This is a genomic window from Micromonospora sp. WMMB482 (assembly GCF_019038635.1).
Taxonomy (GTDB): Bacteria; Actinomycetota; Actinomycetes; order Mycobacteriales; family Micromonosporaceae; genus Micromonospora; species Micromonospora marina.
Genome location: NZ_JAHOPD010000020.1, coordinates 1,199,329 through 1,225,060, shown reverse-complemented (window position 1 = coordinate 1,225,060; position 25,732 = coordinate 1,199,329). Strand labels below are relative to the sequence as shown.

Annotated in this window: 24 protein-coding genes, 2 tRNA genes and 1 pseudogene; 15 read left to right on the top strand and 12 right to left on the bottom strand. The window is 72.7% G+C overall.

What is annotated here, in order from left to right; genetic code table 11:
- Positions 1–34: 34 nt before the first annotated feature.
- Together KSK32_RS06595 and KSK32_RS06590 are read left to right on the top strand one after the other, a co-directional pair.
- Complete coding sequence (locus tag KSK32_RS06595) at positions 35–289, top strand: hypothetical protein (protein ID WP_216929518.1); 255 nt, start codon at positions 35–37, stop codon at positions 287–289.
- A 132-nt stretch (positions 290–421) separates the two neighbouring features.
- The gene (locus tag KSK32_RS06590) at positions 422–787 is read left to right on the top strand and encodes a WhiB family transcriptional regulator (RefSeq protein ID WP_013288404.1); all 366 of its coding nucleotides are present in this window, start codon (positions 422–424) and stop codon (positions 785–787) included.
- 322 nt (positions 788–1,109) lie between these two features.
- Here KSK32_RS06590 and KSK32_RS06585 read toward each other — a convergent pair whose 3' ends face one another.
- From KSK32_RS06585 to KSK32_RS06575, 3 genes are all read right to left on the bottom strand, one after another.
- Positions 1,110–2,456, bottom strand: coding sequence for an AarF/ABC1/UbiB kinase family protein (locus tag KSK32_RS06585; RefSeq protein ID WP_216929516.1), 1,347 nt, complete (start codon positions 2,454–2,456; stop codon positions 1,110–1,112).
- 10 nt (positions 2,457–2,466) lie between these two features.
- Positions 2,467–3,579, bottom strand: coding sequence for a hypothetical protein (locus KSK32_RS06580; protein ID WP_216929514.1), 1,113 nt, complete (start codon positions 3,577–3,579; stop codon positions 2,467–2,469).
- Between the two features lie 178 nt (positions 3,580–3,757).
- Positions 3,758–3,925, bottom strand: coding sequence for a DUF5679 domain-containing protein (locus KSK32_RS06575; protein ID WP_007464795.1), 168 nt, complete (start codon positions 3,923–3,925; stop codon positions 3,758–3,760).
- Between the two features lie 474 nt (positions 3,926–4,399).
- Between KSK32_RS06575 and KSK32_RS06570 the strand changes: the two genes are divergently transcribed.
- Together KSK32_RS06570 and KSK32_RS06565 are read left to right on the top strand one after the other, a co-directional pair.
- On the top strand, positions 4,400–4,921 hold the full coding sequence (locus tag KSK32_RS06570; RefSeq protein WP_013288401.1) for a M48 family metallopeptidase: 522 nt from the start codon (positions 4,400–4,402) through the stop codon (positions 4,919–4,921).
- A 110-nt stretch (positions 4,922–5,031) separates the two neighbouring features.
- Entirely contained in the window at positions 5,032–5,637 is a 606-nt protein-coding gene (locus tag KSK32_RS06565; RefSeq protein ID WP_216929512.1) for a hypothetical protein, read from the top strand.
- A 428-nt stretch (positions 5,638–6,065) separates the two neighbouring features.
- On the opposite strand, the gene KSK32_RS06560 is transcribed toward KSK32_RS06565, so the two are convergent.
- Positions 6,066–7,337 (bottom strand): zinc-dependent metalloprotease, encoded by a 1,272-nt coding sequence (locus KSK32_RS06560; protein ID WP_216929510.1) that lies wholly within the window; start codon positions 7,335–7,337, stop codon positions 6,066–6,068.
- 114 nt (positions 7,338–7,451) lie between these two features.
- Between KSK32_RS06560 and KSK32_RS06555 the strand changes: the two are divergent.
- From KSK32_RS06555 to KSK32_RS06530, 6 genes and pseudogenes are all read left to right on the top strand, one after another.
- A pseudogene (locus KSK32_RS06555) lies at positions 7,452–8,464 on the top strand (PDZ domain-containing protein).
- Between the two features lie 127 nt (positions 8,465–8,591).
- Complete coding sequence (locus KSK32_RS06550; protein WP_254186965.1) at positions 8,592–11,579, top strand: UPF0182 family protein; 2,988 nt, start codon at positions 8,592–8,594, stop codon at positions 11,577–11,579.
- Between the two features lie 144 nt (positions 11,580–11,723).
- Complete coding sequence (locus tag KSK32_RS06545; protein ID WP_216929507.1) at positions 11,724–12,233, top strand: RNA polymerase sigma factor; 510 nt, start codon at positions 11,724–11,726, stop codon at positions 12,231–12,233.
- A complete protein-coding gene (locus KSK32_RS06540) occupies positions 12,223–13,149 on the top strand; it encodes a hypothetical protein (protein ID WP_216929505.1) in 927 nt (308 codons plus the stop codon). The genes KSK32_RS06545 and KSK32_RS06540 overlap by 11 nt, the downstream gene beginning before the upstream one ends.
- A gap of 50 nt (positions 13,150–13,199) precedes the next feature.
- Positions 13,200–13,273, top strand: a tRNA-Met gene (locus KSK32_RS06535).
- A 116-nt stretch (positions 13,274–13,389) separates the two neighbouring features.
- A tRNA-Met gene (locus KSK32_RS06530) sits at positions 13,390–13,466 on the top strand.
- Positions 13,467–13,504: 38 nt separating this feature from the next.
- Here the strand turns inward: KSK32_RS06530 and KSK32_RS06525 are convergent.
- Both KSK32_RS06525 and KSK32_RS06520 read right to left on the bottom strand, forming a co-directional pair.
- Positions 13,505–14,080 carry a TetR/AcrR family transcriptional regulator gene (locus KSK32_RS06525; protein ID WP_216929503.1) on the bottom strand — a complete coding sequence of 192 codons (576 nt, stop codon included), beginning with the start codon at positions 14,078–14,080 and terminating at the stop codon, positions 13,505–13,507.
- A complete protein-coding gene (locus KSK32_RS06520) occupies positions 14,067–15,599 on the bottom strand; it encodes an MFS transporter (RefSeq protein WP_216929501.1) in 1,533 nt (510 codons plus the stop codon). Before KSK32_RS06520 ends, KSK32_RS06525 begins: the two co-directional genes overlap by 14 nt.
- 101 nt (positions 15,600–15,700) lie before the next feature.
- Between KSK32_RS06520 and KSK32_RS06515 the strand changes: the two genes are divergently transcribed.
- The gene (locus KSK32_RS06515; RefSeq protein ID WP_216929499.1) at positions 15,701–15,949 is read left to right on the top strand and encodes a hypothetical protein; all 249 of its coding nucleotides are present in this window, start codon (positions 15,701–15,703) and stop codon (positions 15,947–15,949) included.
- A 134-nt stretch (positions 15,950–16,083) separates the two neighbouring features.
- Here KSK32_RS06515 and KSK32_RS06510 read toward each other — a convergent pair whose 3' ends face one another.
- A complete protein-coding gene (locus KSK32_RS06510; RefSeq protein WP_216929497.1) occupies positions 16,084–17,409 on the bottom strand; it encodes an ABC transporter substrate-binding protein in 1,326 nt (441 codons plus the stop codon).
- Positions 17,410–17,531: 122 nt separating this feature from the next.
- Between KSK32_RS06510 and KSK32_RS06505 the strand changes: the two genes are divergently transcribed.
- A complete protein-coding gene (locus KSK32_RS06505) occupies positions 17,532–18,365 on the top strand; it encodes a phosphoribosylaminoimidazolesuccinocarboxamide synthase (protein ID WP_216929495.1) in 834 nt (277 codons plus the stop codon).
- 3 nt (positions 18,366–18,368) lie between these two features.
- Here the strand turns inward: KSK32_RS06505 and glpK are convergent, their stop codons facing one another.
- Complete coding sequence (gene glpK, locus KSK32_RS06500) at positions 18,369–19,853, bottom strand: glycerol kinase GlpK (RefSeq protein ID WP_216929493.1); 1,485 nt, start codon at positions 19,851–19,853, stop codon at positions 18,369–18,371.
- 64 nt (positions 19,854–19,917) lie between these two features.
- Here glpK and KSK32_RS06495 point away from each other — a divergent pair, with 64 nt between their 5' ends.
- The gene (locus KSK32_RS06495) at positions 19,918–20,856 is read left to right on the top strand and encodes a ribose-phosphate pyrophosphokinase (RefSeq protein ID WP_216929491.1); all 939 of its coding nucleotides are present in this window, start codon (positions 19,918–19,920) and stop codon (positions 20,854–20,856) included.
- Positions 20,857–20,868: 12 nt separating this feature from the next.
- Here the strand turns inward: KSK32_RS06495 and KSK32_RS06490 are convergent, their stop codons facing one another.
- Entirely contained in the window at positions 20,869–21,336 is a 468-nt protein-coding gene (locus KSK32_RS06490; RefSeq protein WP_216929490.1) for an ATP-binding protein, read from the bottom strand.
- 115 nt (positions 21,337–21,451) lie between these two features.
- Here KSK32_RS06490 and macS point away from each other — a divergent pair, with 115 nt between their 5' ends.
- Together macS and KSK32_RS06480 are read left to right on the top strand one after the other, a co-directional pair.
- Positions 21,452–22,573 carry a MacS family sensor histidine kinase gene (gene macS / locus KSK32_RS06485; RefSeq protein WP_216929489.1) on the top strand — a complete coding sequence of 374 codons (1,122 nt, stop codon included), beginning with the start codon at positions 21,452–21,454 and terminating at the stop codon, positions 22,571–22,573.
- A gap of 11 nt (positions 22,574–22,584) precedes the next feature.
- On the top strand, positions 22,585–23,217 hold the full coding sequence (locus KSK32_RS06480; protein WP_209310474.1) for a response regulator transcription factor: 633 nt from the start codon (positions 22,585–22,587) through the stop codon (positions 23,215–23,217).
- A gap of 4 nt (positions 23,218–23,221) precedes the next feature.
- On the opposite strand, the gene KSK32_RS06475 is transcribed toward KSK32_RS06480, so the two are convergent.
- The 3 genes from KSK32_RS06475 to KSK32_RS06465 all read right to left on the bottom strand — a co-directional run bounded on the left by KSK32_RS06475 (position 23,222) and on the right by KSK32_RS06465 (position 25,623).
- On the bottom strand, positions 23,222–23,794 hold the full coding sequence (locus KSK32_RS06475) for a DUF5709 domain-containing protein (RefSeq protein ID WP_216929488.1): 573 nt from the start codon (positions 23,792–23,794) through the stop codon (positions 23,222–23,224).
- Positions 23,795–23,896: 102 nt separating this feature from the next.
- The gene (locus KSK32_RS06470; RefSeq protein WP_216929487.1) at positions 23,897–24,568 is read right to left on the bottom strand and encodes an ATP-binding protein; all 672 of its coding nucleotides are present in this window, start codon (positions 24,566–24,568) and stop codon (positions 23,897–23,899) included.
- Positions 24,569–24,624: 56 nt separating this feature from the next.
- Positions 24,625–25,623 (bottom strand): SDR family oxidoreductase, encoded by a 999-nt coding sequence (locus tag KSK32_RS06465; RefSeq protein ID WP_216929486.1) that lies wholly within the window; start codon positions 25,621–25,623, stop codon positions 24,625–24,627.
- Positions 25,624–25,732 lie beyond the last annotated feature (109 nt).

Here is a 25,732-nt window from a genome sequence, read left to right as displayed (position 1 = left end):
GGTCGGCACGAGGAGAGTCAGGGAGGTGGCACCAATGGAGATCTTCACCTATGAGCGTCTTGCGGCGATGCCGTCTGCCGTCGCTCCGCTGTCGGCTGTCCGGGTGGCCCTCGCCGCTCGACCGTCGGCTCCGCAGGTGCACCAGGTTCCGGTTCAGGCCGAGCTGAACCTGACCGTTGCGCCGATCGCCGGAGCCGAGGGGACCAGTGGCTTCGCGGGCATGGGCATCGATGGCGCCAAGAAGCGCACGGATGTCCGCGGCGTTCCACCTCGAGGTAGACCGGTCTGATCCATCAGACCACCGGCTCACCTCGAGGCCGCGGAACCCGCACACCGGGATCCGCGGCCTCAGTTTTTTGTCCCGCCGAAGTACGTCGGAATGCGATCCACGAGATCGAAGTGAGAGAGAGGTGACCGGAGGATGAGTCTGGCGTTGGCCCCGCTCGACGTGAGCGTCGACGTGGAGGCGAACCTGCCCTGCCGGAAGTTCGACCCCGACCTGTGGTTCTCCGACTCGCCCGCCGAGCTCGAGCTGGCCAAGTCGCTCTGCGGGGACTGCCCGCTGCGCGTCGAGTGCCTGGCCGGGGCGGTGGAGCGAGCCGAGCCCTGGGGCGTCTGGGGCGGCGAGATCTTCGAGCGTGGCGCGGTCGTCCCGCGCAAGCGGCCCCGTGGCCGTCCGCGTAAGGAGGACCTCGCCCGTGACGCGCAGCTCCGGGTCGAGGCGGAGGCGCGACTGGCGGCCAGCGGGCTGTCCGAGTCGCGGAGCTCCGTCCGGCTGGCAGCCTGACACACCTACGTTCCGAACCACGACCGATGCCGGTGTCCCTCCACCGGCCGACCTGAGAGAGAAATTCTGATGCTGAACCTGCCGAACGGATTCGAGATGCAACTACTCCACGAAGCGTTGTCCAGGGCCCGAATGCGCCGGCCTCAGGCCGGTCGCACCACCACGAGCACTGAGGCAACCCGTTCCGCCCGTACCGTCGCCATGCGGGGTCGCAGCCAGTCGGCCCGCGACCTGGGCGTCCTGTAGCACGATCGAGTGAGAAAGGGGCGGTGACCGACAGGTCACCGCCCCTTCGCCGTGCCGCTCGCCGGACCGCTCCCGCTCAGGCCACCGGCGCGAAGCCCGGTAGCCAGCGTTCCAGGATCGACCGGTAGGGCGCCTTCGCCTCCAGCTGGCAGAGCACCCCGATCGAACCCAGCGTGACCCGGTGGATCATCAGGTACGACGGGGGCAGGTTGAGCTGCCGGCTGAGCTGGTAGGCGGGGGAGCGAGGGCTGGCCAGCCGGGTCGCCTCGGCGCGCAGCCAGGCCCGGGTGAAGCGGAACTCGTCGGCGGCGATCGGCTCCAGCATCGGCCGCAGGAAGTCGAGCACCGCCGGGGCGTCGATCGACTCGGTGCGGCTGACGAAGCCCTCATCGCGCAGCCCCTCCACCACCGCGTCGGCGTCCCCGCGCAGCGCCAGCGCCGCGATCCGGCCGATCGGCTCGGGCGTGCCCTGCGGCATCCGGGCCACCGCCCCGAAGTCGATCACGCCGAGCCGGCCGTCCGGAAGCAGCCGGAAGTTACCCGGGTGCGGATCGGCGTGCAGCAGCCCGGCCCGCTCCGGCGCGGACAGGTGCAGCTCGGCCATCAGCCGGCCGGCCTCGTTGCGCTGCTCCTCGGTGCCCTCCCGGATGATCTGGGACAGCGGGATGCCCTCCACCCACTCGGTGATCAGCACCCGCGGCGCGGCGTCGAGCACCTCCGGGATGAAGATGTCCGGGTCGTCGGCGTACGCCGCGGCGAAGGCCCGCTGCGACTCCGCCTCCAGTTCGTAGTCCAGCTCCTCGGTGATGCGCTCGCGCAACTCGGCCAGGAGCGGCTTCACGTCCAGCCCGGGCTGGATGGCCCGGAACATGCCGCCGAGCCGGGAGAGCTGCTTGAGGTCGGCGAGCAGGGCGTCACCGGCCCCCGGGTACTGGATCTTCACGGCCACGTCCCGGTGCCGGGGGCCGCCGTTCGGGCCGTACCCGGGGTCGCGCCAGACCGCGCGGTGCACCTGGCCGATGCTCGCCGCGGCGGCCGGGGTGTCGTCGAAGGAGACGAACCGGTCGCGCCAGTCCGGGCCGAGCTGCTCGGCGAGCACCTTGTGCACTGTCGCCGCCGGCAGCGGCGGCGCGGCCTCCTGGAGCTTGGTCAGCGCCTGCCGGTAGGGGGCGGCGACCTCCTCGGGCAGCGCCGCCTCGAACACCGACAGGGCCTGGCCGAACTTCATCGCCCCGCCCTTGAGCTGCCCGAGCACGCTGAACAACTGCTCGGCGGTGCGCTGCTGGATCTCGGCGGAGATGACGTCGGACGCGAGGCCTGTCACCCGCTTGCCCATGCCGAGGACGGTTCGACCGGCGAACCCGAGCGGCAGGGCGGCGAGTTTGGCGGTGCGGGACACGGCCCGGCGCGGGATGTCGGTCACCCGGCCATTGTTACCGACTCCGGGCCTCCGCTGCTGCCGTGCGGCGGGTAGCGGCCGGGGCCGACCGGATCGGGCGACGTCGGCAGCAACCGCAGGAGGAGTGTGGCGACCACCGTCGGTAGCGGACCCGGCCCGGAGCGGGGATCTCCACCGCGCCGCCGAGCGTCTCCGGCTGGGCGCCGTCGAGATGGGCCAGCACCTCCGCCGTGGCGAAGGCCGCCGCGGCGAGCCCGGTGGCGGTGGCGCAGGCCCGCTCGCCCCGATCGGCGGCGAGCTGGGCGGCGAGCGCGGGCCAGTCCGGATCCCGGTCGCCGCGGTGCAGGTCGAGGCAGCGCAGACAGGGACCGGCGGGCGGGCGGACCAGCGGACCGACCACCGGTACGCCGCCGCGCAGGTCGAGCAGCAGATGGGGCTGACGCCGGCGGGCGTACCCGGTGGCCAGCAGTTCGGCCGGACGGTCCACGCCGAGTTGGACCACCAGATCCGGCCGGGTCGCGTGCGACGGGCCGGTGACCGTTGCGGGTGCGCACCGCTGAAGCGCCGCGCGTACCGCCGGGGCCAGCGGACGGCCCAGTTCCGCGGCGGTCAGGCCGGTTCCGACCAGGTCACCGGCGCCGACCGAACCGGCCAGATCGGGTACGACGTGCCCGACCCCGGCCTGGGCCAGCGCGACGGCGACCGTCGCGCCGAGGCGTCCCGTGCCGGTGACCAGCACCCGGGCGGCACGGCGGCGGCGCAGCAGCCGGGCCGGTGTGCCCGGCAGGTCGGGTGACGCCAGCGCCAGCGCGGCGGCCTCGGCGGCCAGCCGGGCCCGGGAGGCTCCGGCCAGGTCACGGGGCAGCAGGGCCTGCGCCGGCACCACGAGCCCGGCGTCCCGGAGCGTGTCGAGCAGGGCGCGTGCCTCGTCGGGCGGAACCCGGGCGGCGCCCGCCGCGGCCAGCACGGCGCGTTCGCTGCGGGTGCCGTCGAGCAGGTCGAGCAGGCGGGCCGTCCCCGGCGAGGACATCTCCAGCAGCACCGCGCGGCCGGGCGGCTCGCCGAGCTGGAGCGTGTGCCGGTCGCGCCAGAGCCGGGTCAGGCCGGGCAGCAGGACGGGACGGACGAGCGGAGTCGGATCGGTCACGCCACTGATCGTGACCGTGTCCAAGCGCTGCGTCGCTCGTTGTCCACAGGTGCGGCGAGCCGTGGCCAGCGTTGTCCACAGGATATCGCCGGTTTTCCACAACCAGCCGGTAACTCTGTCGGCTACGCGACGGGGGAGGACGGCCGCTGGCCGTCCTCCCCCATGTCCGCCGTACGGGTCAGACCTTGGCCTTGCCCAGGATGCGGTTCACTGTTGTGCCGCACACCGGGCACTTGCCCTTGGCCATGTTCATGCCGGTCTTCGAGACCTCCACGTGCCCCTCGAAGTCCCGCTTCTCCTTGCACTTCACGCAGTAACCGTTGTAGGTCTGGGCCTGGTCGGCCACGGTAGCCTCCTCGTCTCGTCCGCCGGAGGTGTCCCGGCGGGTCTCCCTGCGGCGGCCCACGCGTGGCACCGGCGCCGGGGGTTCTCCACGGTCAGTCGCCTGACCGTGGTTGGCGGACCCTACCCAGGTCTGGGCGGTTCCATGTCAGCTGTACGCCGACTCTGTGAGCAAGTCGACGTCGAGAGTGTGCATGCCGAGTAACGTCGGATAAGTCAGTTTCGCGCGGACACGCCGGATGAATGCACCCAGATCCGCTTCGCACGGCCCTGCCGGCAGTCACTCGTCGTAGATCACTTAACGTGAACAGGGGCGGTCAGGTGATGGTCAGCTACCGTCGCAAAGAATTTTTTCCGGACTCCTGACAATCAACCGCCATTTTCCGGGCGCGTGTCGTCGTGTTGACTCTTGCGGAGTCCTGGTCAGTACGCATTAGCTTTCCATCGTGACAGTCAACCGAGGCTGCGCGGACCGGTAATGGCCGTGACGCGGAAGCCCGTCGTCGAGGTGCGGCGCAGCCAGCGTCGGCGGCGCACGGTGTCCGCGTACCGGGACGGGGAGCGCGTCGTCGTGCTGATCCCCGACCAGTTCTCCCGGGCCGAGGAGAGCGAGTGGGTCGACCGGATGCTCGCCCGGCTCGCCGCCCGCGAGGGCCGGCTGGCCCGCTCGGACGCCGAACTGCTCGCCCGCGCCACCCGCCTGATCGACCTCTACCTGCCCGAACACGGGTCGGCCGCCGCGCCGGCCAGCGTCCGCTGGGTGACCAACCAGAACGGCCGCTGGGGCTCCTGCACGCCCGCCGACCGCACCATCCGGATCTCGCACCGGGTCCAGGACATGCCCGACTGGGTGATCGACTACGTGCTGCTGCACGAGCTGGCGCATCTCATCGTGCCCAGCCACAACGCCGACTTCTGGGCGCTGGTCGCCCGCTACCCGAGGTCGGAACGCGCCCGCGGCTACCTGGAGGGCGTGGCCGCCACCGCCGCCATCCCCTGACCCCCTCTTGTGCGTCGATCATGAAGTTGTCCCGGCGTTTCGCCCGCTTCGTCACCGCCAACCTCATGATCGTGAACGGACGCGGGCGGGGCGGGGGTTAAGGTCGGCGGATGTCGCGACGTGTGGTGGTGGCGCTGCTCGGCCCGGTGACCTGGTCGCCGCCCGGAATCGATCCGGCGCGATGGCGTACCGCGCTCGCCGAGGACGTGGTCGACCTGCTCGCCACGCTGAACGAGGTGGAGACCGCCGTCGCGGTCACCACCCGGGACCGATGGCTTGCCGACGCCGTGGTCTGGCCCGGCACCCAGGTGTACGAGGTGACCACGCCGACGCCGAACGCGGTGTTCGCGGCGGTGGCGGCCGGCTTCGACCAGGTAGCGGTGGTGGTGGCGGATGCGCCGGACCTGCCGGGGCTGACGCTCGGCAAGCTGCTGCGCCCGCTGACCACCCGGCCGGTGGCGGTGGCCCCGGTCGAGGGCAGCGGAACCGGGCTGCTGGGAGTGGCGGCGCGGCTGCCCGTACCGGCGTGGCTGCCCGAGCTGGACCTGGACACGACCGAGCCGGCCGAGGTGCGGCGGGCGGCGCCGAGCCCCGGGGACGTGGCGGTTACCGCCGGCTGGCACCGGATGCGCGGCCCGGCCGACCTGGCCGCCCTCGATCCGGCCGTCGAGGGCTGGGAGGCCACCCGGGCCCTGCTGTCCGGCCGCCCCGTCTGACCCACCGCCCTGCCCGTCCTGCCCGCGCCCACACCGCTCCACCCCGCAGATTTCGTAGATCTGTGAGTGGGGTTGTCAAGGACTCCCGGTTCCCGGCTCCCGGCTCCCGGCTCCCGGCTCCCGGCTCCGAGAGATCTTGGTACCAAACGGCCCTCATAGGGGCCCTTTCCTACCAAGATCTCCACCGATCCCACCTCGCGGAACGCCAGTCTCGCCCGATGGGCGGAACTCGACGCAGCAACAAGCCGAACGAGGAGCTCCCGCCCGCGCCGCCCCGAAACCTCTGCGATCTTGGAGTTGTGGCACCTGACAGACGCCGCATTCAGGATATCCTGGGCGCCAGAACTCCAAGATCGACGGGGCGGGGGCGGGTGCGGACGCGGACGGGGCCCGCACGGTCGAACCGTGCGGGCCCCGTCGGGTACGTGTCAGCGCTTGTCGTCGTCCTCGCCGGGGGACTTCTCCTCCGGGGCTCCGGGGGCGGAGAAGTCGAAGTTCGCCAGCTCGTCGTCGAGATCGGTGCTCGTCCTGGCGAACGCCTCCGGGTCGGCGAAGTCGTCGTCGGAGGGCAGCAGGTCCGGGTGGCCCCAGACCGCGTCCCGGCCCGCGATGCCGCGGTGCTCGGTCAGCGCCGCCCACAGCACCGTCGCCTCGCGCAGGCGGCGGGGCCGCAGTTCGAGGCCGACGAGCGCGGCGAACGTCTGCTCGGCCGGGCCACCCGCGGCGCGGCGGCGGCGGAACGCCTCGCCGAGGCGTACGACGTTGGGGAGGCGGTCACCGGCGGCGCTGTCGACGACGTGGCAGACCCAACCCTCGACCAGGGCGAGTACGGTCTCCAGCCGGGCCAGCGACGCCTTCTGCGCGGGAGTGTCCTCCGGCGTGAAGATGCCCTCCAGCGCGATCGCCTGCATCGACTCCGGGTCGGTCGGGTCGACCCGGCCCATCGCCTCCTCGATCGCCTCCCGGTTGACCCGGATGCCCGCGGCGTAGTTCTCCACCGCCGTCAGCACGTGCCCGCGCAGCCACGGCACGTGCTGGAACAGCCGCTGGTGGGCGGCCTCGCGCAGGGCCACGTAGAGGCGCACCTCGTCCTCGGGCAGCTCCAGGCCCTCGCCGTACACCTTGATGTTGGCGGGGACGAGCGCGGCGGTGCCGGCCGGGCCGAGCGGCAGGCCGATGTCACCGGCGGAGAGCACCTCGGCGGCGAGCGAGCCGAGCGCCTGGCCGAGCTGGCCGCCGAAGAGGGCGCCGCCGAGCGTGGCGACCATCGACTGCATCGGGCCGAGCTGGGCGCGGGCCTCCGGCGGCACCAGGTCGCCCATCGCGCCGACCATCCGGCTGGCCACCGGGTCGCAGAGCTTGCGCCACACGTCGAGCGTCTTGAAGATCCACTCGTTGCGGTTCCAGGCGACCGAGGTGCGGATGCCGGAGGGCCAGGAGGTCGCCGGCTCCAGCCAGAGGTCGGCGATGCGCAGCGCCTCCTCGACCGCGTTGCGTTCGAACGGCGAGACCGCCGGGTCGCCGGCGGCGGCGAGCTGGCTGGCGGCTACCTGCCGGGCGAGGTCCCAGTTGACCGGCCCGCTGCCCGGCGCCGAGAGCAGGTGCTGCAACTGCGACATGAACTGCTGCATCGCCGCGGGATCGTTGGGGTCTGGTGGTTGACCACCCGGGAGCGCGAAGCCGAACGGAATATCAGGCACGACCTCTACGGTACGCGGGCCCCGCCGCAGGTCGTGCCACTCGGCGTTGCGCTGAGGGCGAAGCCTCGGGTCACCGCGCCGGATGGCCGGGGACGGATCGGTACGCTCTGGCGCATGAGACGTCGCGGCGTGACCGTCCTGCTCGGTGCCCTGCTCACCGCACTGCTCAGCGTCGGCGTGCTGAGCGTGCCGCTGCCGTATGTCGTGCTCGGCCCCGGTCCGACGGTGAACACGCTGGGCAGTGAGGACGGCAAGGAGGTCATCCAGGTGACCGGCCGCGCGACGTCCACCTCCGCCGGTCAGCTCCGGCTCACCACTGTCGGTGTGCAGCCGACCGTGCGGTTGCGGTCGGCGCTGGCCGGATGGTTCTCCGCGGACGAGGCGGTGGTGCCGCGGGAACTGGTCTACCCCCGGGGGAGTCGCAGGAGGAGGTCGAGCAGCGCAACACGGAGGACTTCCAGAACTCGCAGACCAGCGCCGAGACGGCGGCGCTGCGCGAGCTGGGCTATCCGATCAAGGTGCTGGTCAAGGCGGTCACGCCGGGCGGCCCGTCGGTCGGCGTGCTGCGGCCCGACGACGTGGTCACCTCGGTCGACGGGGTGCCGGTGACCAGCGCGGCCAAGCTCACCGAGCTGATCCGGTCCAAGCCGGCGGGCACCGCGCTGACGATCGGCTACACCCGTGGTGGCACCCCCGGTACGGCCACGGTGACCAGCGGTGAGCAGGACGGCCGGCCGCGCATCGGGGTGGAGATCGACCAGCAGCAGCCGCACCCGTTCACCCTGAAGATCGACCTGGGCGACATCGGCGGGCCGAGCGCCGGGCTGATGTTCTCGCTCGGCATCATCGACAAACTGGAGCCCGCCGACCTCACCGGCGGGAAGATCATCGCAGGTACCGGCACCATCGACGACGAGGGCCGCGTCGGCCCGATCGGCGGCATCGCGCAGAAGCTGGTCGGCGCCAAGGACGCGGGCGCGAAGGCGTTCCTGGTGCCCGCCGACAACTGCGCGGAGGCGGTCCGCAACCCGCAGCCGGGCCTGCCGCTGCTGAAGGTCGCCACGCTGGGTGAGGCATTGACCGCACTCGAGACGCTGCGCGCCGGGGGACAGCCGACGCGCTGCTGAGGCGGCCCGGGCGGCGGTCACCGGGCGGATCGTGACGTGACCTTGACCCGACGTGCTCAGGAACACCCCGTACTCTTGGTGCCTGGTCGGAGCCGATCACATCGAGCGTGCGGAGCCAACAGTGGTCATGCGTAGCAGTCCCTTGCCGAGGATGAGCCGGCGCGGACGCGTCACCATCGGTGTCCTGATCGGGGTGTTCATCTTGTTCACCCTCCTCGGGTGGGGCGTGAACGCCTGGACCGACTGGCTCTGGTTCGACGAGGTCCGCTACACCCAGGTCTTCACCGGCGTGCTCACCACCCGCCTGCTGCTGTTCCTCGTCGTCGGCGCCGGCATGGCGCTGCTCGTCGGCGGCAACCTCTGGCTGGCCCACCGGCTGCGGCCCAGGATGCGTCCGCACTCGGCCGAGCAGGCCACGCTGGAGCGATACCGGATGCTGCTGAGCCCGCGGCTCGGCATCTGGATCGCGCTCGCCGCCGCCGTCGTCGGGCTGTTCGCCGGCCTCTCCGCGCAGAGCCGCTGGGGTCAGTGGCTGCTGTTCCGCAACGGCGGCGACTTCGGCGTGAAGGACCCGGAGTTCGGCGTCGACGTCGGCTTCTACGTCTTCCAGCTCCCGTTCTGGCGCTATCTGCTCGGCGTCGGCTTCACCGCCGTGGTGCTGTCGCTGCTCGGCGCGCTCGCCGTGCACTACATCTTCGGCGGCGTGCGCCTACAGGGCGTCGGCGACCGGATGACGAACGCCGCCCGCGCCCACCTGAGCTCGCTGATCGCCGTGTTCGTGCTGCTCAAGGCCGTCGCCTACGTGCTGGACCGGCGGGCCATGCTGCTGGAGTACAACGAGGGCGCGAAGCTCTACGGCGCCGGTTACGCCGACGTGAACGCGCTGCTCCCGGCGAAGGAGATCCTCGCCTGGATCTCCGTCCTGGTGGCGCTGGCGATCATCGTGTTCTCCAACGCGGTCATGCGGAACCTGGTCTGGCCGGGCATCTCGCTGGCCCTGCTGGGCGTCTCCGCGGTGGCGATCGGCGGCATCTACCCGTGGGCCGTGCAGACCTTCGAGGTCAAGCCGAGCGCCCGGGACAAGGAGGCGCCGTACATCGAACGCAGCATCAAGGCCACCAGGTCCGCGTTCGGCCTGGAGGGTGCGAAGACCACACCGTACGCGGCCAGCAACCTCGTTCCACCCGCCAGCCTCGCCACCGACACCTCCGTGGTGTCGAACATCCGGCTGCTCGACCCGCAGCTCGTCTCCGAGACGTACACGCAGCTCCAGCAGGTCCGCGGCTTCTACGACTTCGGCTCGAAGCTGGACATCGACAGGTACTCGGTCAAGGACAACACCTCCGACTACGTGGTCGGTGTCCGTGAGATCAACTACGGCGAGCTGACCGACCAGCAGAGCAACTGGATCAACCGTCACACCGTCTACACCCACGGGTACGGCCTGGTGGCCGCCCCGGCGAACCAGGTGGTCTGCGGCGGCCAGCCGTACTTCGTCTCCGGCTTCCTCGGCGAGAAGGCGCAGGAGGCGTGCTCCGCGCCGGCCGAGGAGATCCCGGCCCAGCAGCCGCGGATCTACTACGGCGAGCGGATGGAGTCGAACGACTACGCGATCGTCGGGCAGACCGGCGACCGCAACGTCGAGTTCGACCGGCCCACCTCCACCGGTGGCGAGCAGTACTACACCTACACCGGCGAGGGCGGCGTCGAGATCGGCTCGTTCCCGCGCCGGCTGCTCTACGCGATCAAGGAGCAGGAATCGAACTTCCTGCTCTCCGAGGCGGTCAACGAGAACTCGAAGCTGCTGTACGTACGCAACCCGCGCGACCGGGTGGAGAAGGTCGCGCCGTTCCTCACGCTCGACGGCGACCCGTACCCGGCGGTGGTCGACGGGCGCGTACTGTGGATCATCGACGGCTACACCACTGCGGCGACCTATCCGTACGCCGAGCGGGTCAACCTCCAGGCCGAGACCGCCGACGAGCTGACCGGACGGGGCACGTTCCAGCTCGCCCGGGAGAACGTCAACTACATCCGCAACTCGGTGAAGGCGACTGTCGACGCGTACGACGGCACCGTCAAGCTCTACTCGTACGACGACACCGACCCGGTGCTCAAGGCGTGGAACAAGGCGTTCGGCGGCGATCTGGTGCTGCCCAAGGGCGACATCCCGGCCGAGCTGGCCGAACACTTCCGCTACCCGGTCGACCTGTTCAAGGTGCAGCGCAACCTGCTGACCAAGTTCCACGTCACCGACCCCGGCGACTTCTACTCCGGCCAGGACTTCTGGCAGGTGCCGAACGTGCCGGACGCGCCGGACAGCGGGCAGAAGCAACCGCCGTACTACCTGTTCACCCAGTTCCCCGGGCAGGACGGGCCACGCTTCCAGCTGACCTCGGCTGTCACCCCGAACGGGCGGCAGAACCTCGCCGCGCTGGTCAGCGGGTCGTACGTCGACGGGCAGCCGAGGCTGGAGGTGCTGGAGCTGCCGGACCAGACCCGGATCTCCGGGCCGACGCAGGTGCACCAGCAGATGACCAACAACGGCGACATCCGGCAGCAGCTCAACCTGCTCTCCTCCAACCAGGCGCAGGTGCAGTACGGCAACCTGCTCTCGCTGCCGTTCGCCGACGGCATGCTCTACGTCGAGCCGGTGTACGTGAAGAGCAGCAGCCAGGACGCGTACCCGCTGTTGCAGAAGGTGCTGCTCTCCTACGGTGACGGCGGCTCGTACGTGGTGCTCGCCAACAACCTCGACGACGGCATCAAGCAGCTCGTCGAGCAGGGCAAGCGGGCGCCGAACAACAACCCGCCGCCCAGCACCGACGACAACCCCACGCCGCCGCCGACCGGAGGCGACAACGACACGCCGCCGCCGATGAGCGGGGAACTGGCCCAGGCGGCCGCCCGGGTGCAGACCGCGATCGCCGAGGTCAAGGCCGCGCAGGCGTCCGGCGACTTCGAGCGGTACGGGCGTGCGCTGAAGGCGCTGGACGAGGCGATGAGCGCCTTCCAGCAGGCCCAGGCCGCGGCGAACGGCTCGGGCAACCCGGCCCCGTCGGGCAGCGTCTCGCCACCGGCGCCGACGTCGCCCGCGCCGACACCGGGCGGCTGACGCCGAGCTGACGAGCCCGTGGTCCGGGACCGCAACGGTCACCCGGACCACGGGCTCGTGTCGTGAAGCGGACTTCCCGGCCGCAACCCCGCACCCCGCCGCGCCGTCAACAGTGCAGGTGAACGTGTGGGGGCGGGAGGGCACATGCGGGACGCGGACAGTTTCGACGACTTCTACCGCAGCACGTCGGGGCGGGCCGTCCGGTACGGCTACGCGGTGGCGGGCGACCCGGCCGAGGCCCAGGATCTCGTGCAGGAGGCGTACGCCCGGGCCTGGCGGCACTGGGCGAAGCTCGCCTGCCATCCGGCGCCGGAGGCGTGGCTGCGGCTGGTGATCAGCCGGCTTGCGACCGACCGGTTCCGGCGGCTGCGCGGGTGGCGCCTCGCGGCCGGGCGCACCGGCCCGCCACCCGACGTCGAACCACCCGGCGAGGACACCGTGCTGCTGGTCGCGGCGCTGCGGCAGCTTCCGCCCCGGCACCGGCAGGCGCTCGCCCTGCACTACCTGTTCGACCTGCCGGTGGAGGAGATCGCCCGGGAGGCCGGCGTACCCACCGGCACGGTGAAGTCCTGGCTGTCCCGGGGACGGGCCCGGCTGGCCGAGCTGTTGCCCGGTGTCACCGCCGAGGAGCTGGAGGTCAACGATGTCGCGTGAACTGCACCGCTACTACCGGTCCCTCGCCGCCGACACCGACGGGCGGGTGCTGCCGGCGCCGGACCGGCTGCGCCGCGGCGCCGACCGCTGGGCCCGGCGCCGCGCCGTGATCACCGTCCTGGCCGCGGCCGGGCTGGTCGCGGGCACGGTGGCCGGAAGCCAGCTGGTGCTCGCCGCCGGGCCGGGCCCCGGCCCGGTTCCAGCCCCCGCGGGTACGCCCACCCCGCGGCCGTCGTCCGCCGCGCCCTCGGTCGCGCCGTCGCCCACCACGCCGTCGCCGTCGGCCGGGCGTACCACCGGCTCGCGGAGCCCGGTCGTGACCACCACGCCTCCGGCCGCGGTGACCCCGACCACGATCCCGGACCGGGCGTTCTTCGTGCTGCCCGCCGCGAACGACGCCGGTACGGGCAACTACTTCGGCCCGGGACCGGTCCTGCCGGCACTGTGCGGCGCGACGCCCGGCGACGAGCGGGTGGTGGCGCAGCGGGCCCGGTCGCTGCCGTACCGCCGGACCGGCGCATCGGCGGACGAGGTGCCGTCCGGTATCTACCGGCACAGCATCACGATCTACCGTCCCGGGGGCGCCGTCGCCGCGCTGGCCGAGCTGCGCGCGGCGGTGCGGGCCTGCCCCGAGCAGCCCGCCCGGGGCACGCCGCCGGTGACGGTGCGGCAGCGGCTGCTGCCCGACAGCGGGTACGGCGAGGAGTCGGTGCTGTTCGAGACGCGGACGCCGTACCGGGACGCCAACGGCGATCCGAGCGGCGGCGACGAGGTGCACCTGGTCCGCGCGGTGCGCTCCGGCGACGTGGTGACGGTGCTGTGGGAGCAGGGCTGGGAGAGCACCTCGACCCAGCGCGCCCAGTTCGACGCGGACAGCCGCCGGGCGGTCGAGGCGATCCGGCGGTGGCTGGACTGAGTACCCGTTTTGCGCCTCGCCCTGTCGGTGCGCTACGGTTGTCGAGCCGACGCGGGGTGGAGCAGCTCGGTAGCTCGCTGGGCTCATAACCCAGAGGTCGCAGGTTCAAATCCTGTCCCCGCTACTCGTGACGAAGGCCCCGGATTTTCTCCGGGGCCTTCGTCGTTTCCGCTCTACGCCGACGGGATCGGGTACCCGGCTGATCTCCAGGATCGGGGTGCGATAAGCTGTAGGAGCCGACGCGGGGTGGAGCAGCTCGGTAGCTCGCTGGGCTCATAACCCAGAGGTCGCAGGTTCAAATCCTGTCCCCGCTACCACCGTTCAGGCCCGGAATCCACGGATTCCGGGCCTGAACTCATTCCGGGGCCGTCTCGGTGAGGGCGAGCAGTTCCGCGCGGGCCAGCCGGAGCTGCTCGTCGGTGACATAGGCGGTGCCGATGCCGATGGCGAGTCCCTCCGCGGCGTACCGGACGGCCCAGACGCGGCCCGGCGGAAGGCCGTCGGCCTCGAAGGCGCGGTTCCAGCGGGCCGGGTCCTCGGGGTCCACCGCGAGCACGTGCTCCATGCTGTCGATCCCGAGCTGCGCGAGCAGGCCGGTGGCGCTGCCCAGTTCCGCCAGGTACGCGCTGTCTCCCGTCAGGGCGCGCACGTACCCGCGGGTGAAGGCGCCGGGCCGGTCGTCGCCGGGGTCGACGTGGGCCTTCACCTCCTCCCAGAAACGGGTGATCACCTGCTCGACCAGGGCGGCGAACAGATCCTCACGGGAGGGGAAGTGGTGCATCAGGCCGCTCTTGGTGACACCCGCCTCCTGGGCGATGGCGGCCAGGCTGACGTTGGCGCCGTGCTGGGTGATCACCCGTTCGGCGGCGTCCAGCACGGCCCGCCGGGTACGGGCGCGATCGCGGACCGGACGACGTTCAGTGCTCGGCACGGACACCTCCAGCAGGCACGGGCTCGGAGGGGATGATCTTCCAGGCCACCACCGAGGCGCCGACCAGGATCACGGCGGCGACGAAGGTGGCGGACTGCATCGCCTGGGCGAAGGCGTCCTGCGCCGCGGCCACGACGCCGGGCGCCGGTGACCCGTACACGGCCGCGGCCAGGGAGTCCTCCGCCAGCGCCCGATCGGCGGCGGTGGTCCCGGCGGGGAGCGCCAGCGACGAGCGGTAGAGCAGCCCGTGCAACGAGCCGAGGACGGCGATGCCGAGCGCGCCACCCAGCTCGTACGCCGTCTCGGACACCGCCGACGCGGCGCCCGCGCGTCGCTCCGGTACCGCGCCGACGACGGCGTCCGTCGAGAGCGTCATGGCGACACCGATGCCGAGCCCGATGACGGCGAGGCCGATGCCCAGGCCCCAGTAGCTCCGGAGGTCGACGCTCGTCCCCATGACGGCGAGCCCGACGGCGGCGGCCATCAGTCCCAGCCCGATCGCGCGGCCCGCCCCCAGCCGCGACAGCAGGATTCCGATCAGCGCCACGACGAGCACCGCGGCGAGTGTCCCGGGCAGCTCGGCGACGCCTGCCTTCAGCGGACCGAAGCCCCGGACCAGCTGGAGGTACTGGGAGAAGAAGAACAGCAGCCCCAGGAACCCGAAGATGGCCAGCACGTTGGCGGCCAGCGCGCCCGAGAACGCCGGCACCTTGAACAGCGAGACGTCGAGCAGCGGCACCGCCAGCCGGTTCTGCCGCCGCACGAACCACCACCCGGCCAGCAGCCCGGCCGCGGCGGCCGCCACGGTGAGGGCGTCGGCCCCGTCACTGAACAGACGCTTGAGGGCGAAGACCAGCGGGACGATCGTGACGATGGACAGCGCCGAGGAGCCCACGTCGATCCGCGCCGGCGCCTCGCCCTTCGACTCCGGCAGCAGCAGCCATCCGGCCACCAGCGCCAGCACCATCACCGGCACGTTGATCAGGAAGACCGATCCCCACCAGAAGCGCTCCAGCAGCGCGCCACCCACCAGCGGACCGAGTGCGGCCCCGGCGGTGGCCCCGGCCGACCAGAGCGCGATGGCCCGGGCCCGCTGCGCGCGATCGGCGAACATCGAGCGGACGATGGAGAGCGTCGACGGCATCAACGTGGCGCCGGCCAGGCCGAGAAGGGCGCGGGCCGCGATCAGCACCTCCGGGGTGGAGGCGAAGGCCGCCAGCACGGATGCCGAGCCGAACCCCACCGTGCCGATCAGCAGCAGCCGCTTGCGGCCGATCCGGTCGGCCAGGTTGCCCATCGTGATCAGGAGACCGGCGAGCACGAAGGCGTAGATGTCCCCGATCCACAGGATCTGCGTGGCGGTGGGCCCGATGTCCGCCGTCAACGACGGGACCGCGAGGTAGAGGACGGTCCCGTCGACGGCCAGGAGGAGGACCACGAGGACGAGTACCACGAGGGCTGCCCATTCCCGCTTTCCGGCGAGGACCGGTGCGGGGATCGAGGGCCGGGTGGAGGTCACCAGGGAACCCTAACAGTCCAAATGGACGGCTATTTGCTGTGTCCGGCGACATCCTCTCCGTCCGCCGTGCCCCGGTTGCGCGTCTCGGCGAGGATGAGGGCATGTCTGCATGGAACAAGTGGTGGGGCCGCCTGGCCGCGGTCCTCGGTACGGTCGTGCTCTCGGTCTTCGTACCGGTCGCGGCCTGGGCGTCGACAGGCACCGGCGAGATCGTGGTGGAGGCGGCGCGCCGGCGTTCCCGTGGCGGGTTCGGCATCGTCGGCCTGCTCTGCTGCCTCGTGGTGGTCGGCGGCATCGTGCTGCTCGTGGTGCTGCTCACCCGCAACCGCCGCAACCGCCCTCCGCGCTGACACTCCCACCCACACCCGTCACCCCGGGCCCGCTCCCGCCGCGGTGATCATGAAGTTGACCGTGCGGCGCGTCCGATTTGTCGCCGCCAACCTCATGATCACCAGGGCGAGGGGCGGGCGAAGGGCGGGCAGGGCTACCCGGCGAGCGCGGCGTTCGCCTGGGCCATGAAGCGGGAGGTCGCGGTGCGGGCGCCGGACCGCTTGGCGCGGATGCTCTCGGCCGCGTCGATCAGCAGCGTGCGCACCTCGGCGTGCCCCTTCGGCGGCGGCGCGGGCGACGGGCCGGCCAGGTCGTCCAGCTCGGCGCCGAGCGCGGCCATGCGCCTCTCGGGCCGGCCGGCCACCTCCGCGGCGACGAACGAGCGCACCTGCCTGCTGGCGTTCAGGCCGCGCTCGACCCCGAGGAGCCGCCCGGCGGCCACGTTCGTGGTCAGGAAGCCGAGCACGTCCACCACCGCCTCCGGGTGGCGGGTGCCCCGGAAACCGGCCCAGTACATCGACGCGCGCGGCCACTGGGCGGCGGGCGTACCCGGGAAGGCGACGGCGCCCAGCTCGTCGTCGGTCAGGTTCTGCAACTCGGGCAGCTGGTGCGACCAGGCGAAGGAGGCCGCGGTGTGCCCGGTGACCACGAGCTGGCGGGCCAGCTCGCCGCTGTCGGCCTGCTCGACCAGGGCGGCGCTCGGTGTGGCCCGGTCGAAGCGCGCCACCTCCCAGAACTCGAACCAGGCGAGCAGCTCGGCGGAGCTGAAGCCGAGCTGCCGGCCCTGGTACAGCTCGCGGCCCTGGCCGCGTAGCCACAGCCAGAACGCCCGGTAGTCGCCCGAGGCGTCCATGGTGCCCGCCACCCGGTTGCCGGAGGCGCGCGTGACCCGGGCGGCCCAGGTCACGTACTCCTTCCAGGACATCCCGGTACGCGGCTCGGGCTGGCCCAGCCGGCGCAGCAGCCGGCGGTTGAACACCAGCGCCGCGCTCGTCTGCGCGGCCGGCACGCCCACGGTGCGCTCGTCCACCCGGCCGTAGCGGGCCAGTTGCTCCGGCACCTCGCGCAGGTCGAGCCGCTCGTCGGCGACGTACCGGGTGAGGTCGAGCAGGATGTCCCGGCCGGCGTACTCGGCGAGCACCGTGTCGTCGATCTGGAACAGGTCCGGCGCGTTCCCGCCGGTGGCCTGGGTGGCGATCCGGTCGTAGTAGCCGCCCAGCCCCTGCCAGGTGACCCGGAAGCTGACCCGGGGGTTCTGCTGCGAGTACAGCCGCAGCGCCTGTTCGGTGGCCACGGCCCGGCGGGCGCCGCCCCACCAGAACACGGACAACTCGATCGGGCCGTCGTCGGCGGCCACCTCCTCCGGGCCGCACCCGGTGAGCAGCGGCAGCCCGCCGGCGGCGAGCGGCAGCCCGGTGAGCGCGCCGAGGAACCGTCGCCGGTCGAGCCCGGGACGGGGTACGGACTGCGGAGCGCGCACGGGTCTCTCCGAAAGGTGGGGTGGACGGATCATTTCACCGGCACCCGGCCGGGTGTCAACGCCGGGCGGGACGGCTGGTGGGCGCGCCCGGCGACCCGCGCCGGTCATGGTGTACTAGCGCCGTGGAACTTCTGCACTCGGGCAAGGTCCGGGACGTCTACGCCGACGGCGAGGACCTGATCCTGGTCGCCACCGACCGCGTCTCCATCTACGACGTGGTGCTGCCGACCCCGATCCCGGACAAGGGCCGCCTGCTCACCGCGCTGTCGCTGTGGTGGTTCGAGCAGCTGTCCGACCTGGTGCCGAACCATGTGATCTCCGCGACGGACGTGCCGGCCGAGTTCGCCGGCCGGGCGATCCGCTGCCGGCGGCTGGACATGGTGCCGGTCGAGTGCGTGGCCCGGGGCTACCTGACCGGCAGCGGCTTCGCCGAGTATCAGCGCACCGGTTCGGTCTGCGGCGTACCGCTGCCCCGTGGCCTGGTGGAGGCGTCGATCCTGCCCGAACCGATCTTCACGCCGACGACCAAGGCACCCACTGGCGAACACGACGAGCCGATCACGTACGAGCAGGTGGTGGACAAGGTCGGGCCGGAGGTCGCCGACCGGCTGCGGCAGATCACCGTCGACGTCTACCGGCGCGGCGCGGAGATCGCCGCCGAGCGGGGCATCCTGATCGCGGACACGAAGCTGGAGCTGGGCTGGGCGGCGGACGGCACGCTGGTCCTCGGCGACGAGGTGCTCACCTCCGACTCCTCCCGGTTCTGGCCGGCCGAGTCGTACCAGCCGGGCCGCGCCCAGTTCTCCTACGACAAGCAGTACGTGCGGGACTGGGCCACGGCGAGCGGCTGGGACAGGCAGCCGCCCGCGCCGGAGGTGCCGGCCGAGGTGATCGAGGCGACCCGGGCCCGCTACGTCGAGGTGTACGAGAAGCTGACCGGCAACAGCTGGGACTGACGCTCACTCGACCCAGTCGAGCGTGCGCCGGACGGCCTTGCGCCACTGGCGCAGCTCGTGCTCCCGGTGCGCCGGGTCCATGGCCGGCTCCCACTGCGCGTCCGAGCGCCACTTCTCGCGCAGCGTGGCCAGGTCCGGCCAGAACCCGACGGCCAGGCCGGCGGCGTACGCGGCGCCGAGGCACGTCGTCTCGGTGATCCGGGACCGCACGACCGGCACGTCCAGCACGTCCGCGAGGAACTGCATGAGCAGCTCGTTGCCGGTCATCCCGCCGTCGACCCGCAGCCGGCGCAGCGCCACGTCGGAGTCGGCGTTCATCGCGTCCACCACCTCCCGGGTCTGGAAGGCGGACGCCTCCAGCACCGCGCGGGCCAGGTGCCCCTTGGTGATGTAGCCGGTCAGCCCGGCGATCACGCCCCGGGCGTCGCTGCGCCAGTGCGGGGCGAACAGGCCGGAGAAGGCCGGCACCACGTAGCAGCCGCCGTTGTCGTCGACGGTGCGGGCCAGCTCCTCGACCTGTGGGGCGGTGGAGATCAGGCCGAGGTTGTCACGCAGCCACTGCACGAGCGAGCCGGTGACCGCGATGGCACCCTCCAGCGCGTACACGGCGGGCTGGCCCTCGATCCGGTACGCCACAGTGGTGAGCAGGCCGTGCCGCGACGGCACCGGGCTGGCGCCGGTGTTGAGCAGCAGAAAGCTGCCGGTGCCGTAGGTGCACTTGGCCTCGCCGGGCTGGAAGCAGGTCTGCCCGAACAGCGCCGCCTGCTGGTCGCCGAGCGCGCTCGCCACCGGCACCCCGGCCAGCACCCCCTGGGCGGTGCCGTACACCTCGGCCGAGCTGCGGATCTCGGGCAGCGTCGCGGCCGGGATCCGCAGCGCGTCGAGCAGCTCCGGGGCCCAGTCGAGCGTCTCCAGGTCCATCAGCATGGTGCGGCTGGCGTTCGTCACGTCGGTGACGTGGCGGCCGGTCAGCTTCCAGATCAGCCAGCTGTCCATGGTGCCGAACAGCACCTCGCCGCGCTCGGCGCGCTCGCGCAGCCCGTCGACGTGGTCGAGCAGCCAGCGCAGCTTCGGGCCGGCGAAGTAGGTGGCCGGGGTCAGGCCGGTGCGGGTCCGGAGCCGCTCCTCGTCGTACGTCCCGGTCAGCTCCCGCAGCAGCGGCCCGGTGCGGGTGTCCTGCCAGACGATGGCGTTCGCCACCGGACGGCCGGTCTCCCGGTCCCACACCACAGTGGTCTCGCGCTGGTTGGTGATGCCCACCGCGGCCAGCATCTCGGTGCCGATGTCGGCGCTCGCCAGCGCCTCGCGCACCACGTGCTCGACGTTCGTCCAGATCTCCTCGGCGTCGTGCTCGACCCAGCCGGGGCGGGGGAAGATCTGCCGGTGCTCGCGCTGGGCCACGGTGACGATCTCACCGGCCCGGTCGAAGACGATGCAGCGCGAGGACGTGGTGCCCTGGTCGATGGCGGCGACGAACTCTGCGGTCACGGCAGCACCGTACCCGCCGCGCGCGGCCACCGTCTCCCTCCGGCGCCCCGTACGATCATCAGACGTGCGTGACATTGCCGTGTTCAGCGGGTCGGCCCATCCCGACCTCGCCGCCGAGATCTGCGCCCACCTCCACGTCCCGCTGCACCCGGTACGGGTGTCCCGGTTCGCCAACGACTGCCTGGAGGTGCAGTTGCAGGCGAACTGCCGGGAGCGCGACGTCTTCCTCATCCAGCCGCTGGTGCCGCCGGTGCAGGAGCATTTGGTCGAACTGCTGCTCATGATCGACGCGGCCCGGGGCGCGTCGGCCGCCCGGATCACCGTGGTGCTGCCGCACTACGCCTACGCGCGGTCGGACAAGAAGGACGCGCCGCGCATCTCCATCGGCGGCCGGCTCGTCGCCGACCTGCTCACCTCCGCCGGCGCGCACCGGGTGCTGGCCATGACGCTGCACTCGCCGCAGGTGCACGGCTTCTTCAGCGTCCCGGTGGACCACCTGCACGCGTTGCGCGAGCTGGCCGCCCACTTCCAGGGGTACGACCTGAGCAACGCGGTGGTGGTCTCGCCGGACCTGGGCAATGCCAAGGAGGCCGCCGCGTTCGCCAGGATGCTCGGCACGCCTGTCGCGGCCGGCGCGAAGCAGCGCTACAGCGACGACCGAGTGCAGATCAGCACGATCATCGGCGACGTGACGGACCGGGACGTGATCGTGCTGGACGACGAGATCGCCAAGGGCAGCACCGTGATCGAGTTGATCTCGCACCTGCGCGAGCGGGGGGTCCGCTCGATCCGGCTGGCCTGCACGCACGGCCTGTTCTCCAGCGGGGCGCTGGAGCGGCTGAGCGCGCAGGAGGGTGTTCTGGAGATCGTCTGCACCAACACGGTGCCGATCCCGGCGGAGAAGCGGGTGCCGAAGCTGGAGGTGCTGTCGGTGGCGCCAGCCCTGGCCGAGGCGATGCGGCGGATCCACAACGGGGAGTCGGTGAGCGCCCTGTTCGCCTGACGGGGCGGCGGGTCAGCCGTCCAGCGAGCCGGTGGCGGGCTGGCGGGTGGCGAGCGCGGCGGTGATCCGGACGACGGTTCCGGCGTCGCCGCTCTCCACCTCCATCGCGTCGCTCAGCTCCCGGGCCAGCCAGAGGCCCCAGCCACCGGCGGTGTCCGGCGCGGGCCGTTCGCGGTCGCGCAGCCGCCGTTCGCTGATCCCGGGCCCGTGGTCGGCGACCTCGCAGACCAGTTCGCCGTCCCGCTTCCAGAGCCGCAGCCAGCCCTGCCCGCCGCCGTGCCGGACCGCGTTGGTGATCAGCTCGTTGACCGCCAGCACGAAGTCGTCCAGCCGCTGGCCGGACAGGCCCGACCCGTGCGCGCAGGAGGTGACCGAGTGCCGCAGCCCGGTCACCTGCGCCTGGTCGAAGGCCGTGGCGAGAAGCAGGGAAGGTTCGATGGGCACAACCGTACGCGTTGCGGGAAGCTCTGCGTCTGTCATGACCCCGTCCCGACGATGGTTCTCGACGAATTTCGCGGCATTTCCACCGTACGTCAGGGTTTCCCGGGCCGCACCGCCCGGGGTGCCCTGGACCGGCTGTGACAGGGTGTCGCACATGCCGTCGTCCTCCGGCCTCGAGGGCCCCTTCTGGCGATCGATAGCGGTGTTCCGCTTCGCCGCGCTCGCGTACGTCGGACTGGTCGTGCTGCGCGACGCGGACCGCTACGCGCACCCGGTCGCCGCGGGCGGAGTCCTGCTGGCGATGCTGGTGTGGAGCGGCGTGACGGCGGCCGGTTACGGCCGACCGGCCGGGCGGCGCTGGCCGCTGCTCCTGGCCGACCTCGGCGTGGTGCTGGCGATCATCCTGGTCACGCCATGGGTGGTGGGTCGCGCGGCGCTCGCCGCCGGGGTGCCGATGCTGACCGCCGCCTGGCTGGCCGGGCCGGTGCTCGCCTGGGCGGTTTCCGGCGGGCGGCGGCGTGGCGCGGTGGCCGCGCTCGTGCTCGGCGGCGCCGACCTCGCCACCCGGGACCGGATCAGCCCGTCCGCGCTGACCGGGGCGATCCTCATGCTGCTGGCCGGGGTGGTGGTCGGGCACGTGGCCCGGCTGGCGGTGCAGGCGGAGGAGCGGTTGCAGCGGGCGGTGGAGCTGGAGGCGGCCACCCGGGAACGGGAGCGGCTGGCCCGCGACATCCACGACTCGGTGCTCCAGGTGCTCGCGCTGGTCCGGCGGCGCGGCGCGGATCTGGACGGCGAGGCGGCCGAGCTGGCCCGGCTGGCCGGCGAGCAGGAGGAGGCGCTGCGGGCACTGATCGGCCGGACGGGCGTGCCGTCGGACCCGGCGGGTGACGAGCAGGACCTGCGCGACCTGATCGACAGGTACGCCTCGGCCACCGTCGTGGTGTCCGCACCTGCCACACCGGTGCCGCTGCCGGCCCGGGCCGCCGGTGAGCTGGGCGCCGCGGTCGGCGCGGCGCTCGACAACGTGGCCCGGCACGCCGGCGGGCGGGCCTGGGTGCTGATCGAGGACGAGGAGGAGACGGTGACCGTCTCGGTACGCGACGAGGGGCCGGGCATCCCGGAGGGGCGGCTGGCGGAGGCCGCCGCGCAGGGGCGGCTCGGGGTGGCGCAGTCCATCCGGGGCCGGGTGACGGACCTGGGCGGCGAGGTGCGGATCGTGTCCGCGCCCGGCGCCGGCACCGAGATCGAGCTGGTCGTGCCGAGGAGCCGCGGGTGAGCATCCGGGTGATGGTGGTCGACGACCACCCGATGTGGCGCGAGGGCGTGGCCCGTGACCTCACCGAGGCCGGTCACCAGGTGGTGGCGACCAGCGGTGAGGGACGGCAGGCGGTACGGGTGGCCGCGGCGGCCCGCCCCGACCTGGTCGTGCTCGACCTACAGCTGCCGGACATCTCCGGCGTCGAGGTGATCCGGGGTCTGCGCGCCGCGCTGCCCGACGTGCGGGTGCTCATGCTGTCGGCCAGCGGCGAGCCGCAGGGCGTGCTGGACGCGGTCAAGGCCGGCGCCACCGGCTACCTGATCAAGTCGGCCGCACCGGCGGAGTTCCTGGACGCGGTACGCCGCACGGCGGCCGGGGAGCCGGTGTTCACGCCCGGCCTGGCCGGGCTGGTACTGGGGGAGTACCGGCGGCTGGCCGCGGCGCCGCCCGCCCCGCACGACGACGCACCCCGGCTCACCGAACGGGAGACCGAGGTGCTGCGTCTGGTCGCCAAGGGGCTGTCCTACAAGCAGATCGCCGACCGGCTGAGCCTGTCCCACCGGACCGTGCAGAACCACGTGCAGAACACCCTGGGCAAGCTCCAGTTGCACAACCGGGTCGAGCTGACCCGGTACGCCATCGAGCGGGGCCTGGACGACTGAGCGGTCAGCGCGCCTCCGGCGGCCGGGTCTCGTGCACCGCCAGCTCCTCGGCGCTGGCCCCACCACCGGCGGAGCCCGCGTCGTAGGCGACGTTGTCGGTCTCCTGGTCGGTGTGTGCGCCCTCGTCCGGCTCGACCAGCCGGCCCACCTCGTGGTCGGCGACGGTGCCGAGCTGGCCGTGGTCGTACACCGACACCGGGGAGTGCGGGTCCGAGACGGGACCCGGGTCGATCACGTCGGCGTCGAGCTGGGCCTGCGCGGCGGCCTCCTCGCTGTCCGCCTCGGCGGCGATGTCCGGGTCGACCGGGCCGGCGAGCGGATCGTCGGCGGGGCGCTCGTACCGCTCACGCTGGAGCTTGTAGTCCAGCGACTCGCCGTCGAGCTGCTCCTCCGCCGTGGTGCCGAACTGGTCCACGGCGACCGGCGTGCGATCGCCGGGGAGCTGGGCCGGCTCGGGGCCGTCCGCCTCGCGCCCGGTCAGCACGTCGTCGTTGGCGGTGGAGTCGTCGTCGGCGGTGTCGGGCAGACCCTCCGCCTCGGGATCGGACACGGGGGTGGGGTACTCGTCGTCGCGCATGCCCGGGAACTACCCACTGCGCTCGCCGCCCTAACCGCAACCGGCCGGGTGGATCGGGAGCAACAGGGCGAAACGGCATCTCGTTTGCGGAACGTTGCCTCGTCAGTTGCGGTACGCCGCCTCGTCCTCGGCGTACAGCACGCACCACACCACCTTGCCGTCGGGCAGCGCCGTGCTGCCCCAGCGCCGGGCCACCGTGTCGATGAGCAGCAGCCCTCGCCCGCCCACCGAGTCCACCGGCGCCGGACCGCCGTACGCGGGCCGCCCGGCCGAGTGGTCCCGGACGGCCACGTGCAGCGCGCCGTCACGCGGGGCCAGCCGGAGCGTCATCGGCGTGACCGCGTGCGCCACCACGTTGTTGACCATCTCGGTGACCGCGATGCAGGCCGGCTCGGTCAGCTCCGGCAGCCCCCAGCCGGCGCACCCGCCGGCGACCAGCACCCGTGCCTCGCGGGCCGACTCGACCACCGGGGACAACTCGGCGTCGAGCGGCTCGGGCGGCGCGTCCGGTGGCGGCCCGTCCGGATCGAGCAGCAGCTCGGCGGCGGGCCAGTCGGCGACCGCCCGGCAGGCCTCGTCCAGCGCGTCACGTGCCAGCGGATCGGGGATCCGCACCCCGGACAGGTCCACCAGCAGCAACCCGGGCCGCTGCCACAGCCGGGCGAGCAGCGCGTCCCGGACGGCCTGCACCTCGGCCCGGTCGAGCACCCCGGTCAGCCGGACCGTCGGTGACGACTCGTCGGTCTCCACCAGGCAACGCGCGTCGGTCGGCATGATCGCCCCATTGTGCACGTCGGTCCGCGCCCGCGCACCGGTCCGGTCGACGGGACTCACAGCCGATCACCCCGGGACCGGCGGCTGATCGCCGCCACCGCGCCGGCAGCGGTGCCGGCGGCCAGCCCGACCGCCGCGCTCAGCCGCAGCACCTGCCCGCGCCGGCCGGACCACCCGTCGGTCCGCTCCGCCGCCGCGTCGGGCGTGAAGAGGCCACCCGTGGAGTCGGCGCGTACGCCGGGGCCGAACTGGGTGCGCGCGGTGTACCAGCCCAGCACCCGCTCGGCCAGCGCCGGAGCGAGCCGCCACTGGAGGCCGATCAGCCGGGCCGCGCCGCCCGCGTACGCCTCCCGCCGGGGCCGGCGCAGCAGCTTGACGATCGTCTCGGCGACCATCTCCGGCGGGTACACCGGCGGCGGCGGGGTCAGCTCCCGGCCGGAGTGGTTGGCCGCGTGCCGGAAGAACGGCGTGTCGATGGTGGCGGGCAGCACGGTGCAGATCGAGATGTTCCCCCGGCCGGTCACCCGCAGTTCCTGCCGCACCGTGTCGGCGAGCCCGCGGATCGCGTGCTTGGTCGCGTTGTACGCCGACTGGTACGGCATCGCCACCTCGGCCAGCACCGAGGCGTTGTTGACCAGCACCCCGCCGCCGGCCGCGCCCAGCCAGGGCAGCGCGGCCCGCGTCCCGTACACGGCGCCGAGCAGGTTGACGTCCACCACCCGGCGGAACTCGGCCACCGGGATCTCGTCGAACAGCCCCACGGTGCCCACTGCCGCGTTGTTGATCCAGGCGTCGATCCGGCCGAACTCGGCCACCGCCCGCTCCGCCAGCCGCCCGACGGCCTCCGGGTCGGTCACGTCGGTGGGTACCACGAGCGCCTGCGCGCCCAGTTCCCGGCAGTACGCCGCCACCCGGCGCAGCGCCGACTCGGTCCGGGCGGCCAGCACCACGTCGGTGCCCCGGCGGGCCAGCGCGTACGCGGTTGCCGCGCCGATCCCGCTGGAGGCGCCGGTGATGACGACTGTGGCGTCGGAGAGGCTGCGAGTCAGCGGCATTCCCCGTCGGTACCCCCGGTCCGGACGGTCATGCCGACCGTTTTCGACGCTGATCGGGTTCGGTCGGCTTGTCCCGCCCGCGGGACGCCGTGGCCGGGTGGCCCCGATC

Coding starts and splice junctions, on each gene's coding strand:
- KSK32_RS06480 (WP_209310474.1), top strand. CDS start 22,585: ATGGTGGTCGACGACCACCCGATGTGGCGCGAGGGCGTGGCCCGTGAC.
- KSK32_RS06465 (WP_216929486.1), bottom strand. CDS start 25,623: ATGCCGCTGACTCGCAGCCTCTCCGACGCCACAGTCGTCATCACCGGC.
- KSK32_RS06475 (WP_216929488.1), bottom strand. CDS start 23,794: ATGCGCGACGACGAGTACCCCACCCCCGTGTCCGATCCCGAGGCGGAG.
- KSK32_RS06545 (WP_216929507.1), top strand. CDS start 11,724: ATGCGGGACGCGGACAGTTTCGACGACTTCTACCGCAGCACGTCGGGG.
- KSK32_RS06595 (WP_216929518.1), top strand. CDS start 35: ATGGAGATCTTCACCTATGAGCGTCTTGCGGCGATGCCGTCTGCCGTC.
- macS (WP_216929489.1), top strand. CDS start 21,452: ATGCCGTCGTCCTCCGGCCTCGAGGGCCCCTTCTGGCGATCGATAGCG.
- KSK32_RS06590 (WP_013288404.1), top strand. CDS start 422: ATGAGTCTGGCGTTGGCCCCGCTCGACGTGAGCGTCGACGTGGAGGCG.
- KSK32_RS06570 (WP_013288401.1), top strand. CDS start 4,400: ATGGCCGTGACGCGGAAGCCCGTCGTCGAGGTGCGGCGCAGCCAGCGT.
- KSK32_RS06550 (WP_254186965.1), top strand. CDS start 8,592: ATGCGTAGCAGTCCCTTGCCGAGGATGAGCCGGCGCGGACGCGTCACC.
- KSK32_RS06490 (WP_216929490.1), bottom strand. CDS start 21,336: ATGACAGACGCAGAGCTTCCCGCAACGCGTACGGTTGTGCCCATCGAA.
- KSK32_RS06565 (WP_216929512.1), top strand. CDS start 5,032: ATGTCGCGACGTGTGGTGGTGGCGCTGCTCGGCCCGGTGACCTGGTCG.
- KSK32_RS06470 (WP_216929487.1), bottom strand. CDS start 24,568: ATGCCGACCGACGCGCGTTGCCTGGTGGAGACCGACGAGTCGTCACCG.
- KSK32_RS06515 (WP_216929499.1), top strand. CDS start 15,701: ATGTCTGCATGGAACAAGTGGTGGGGCCGCCTGGCCGCGGTCCTCGGT.
- KSK32_RS06540 (WP_216929505.1), top strand. CDS start 12,223: ATGTCGCGTGAACTGCACCGCTACTACCGGTCCCTCGCCGCCGACACC.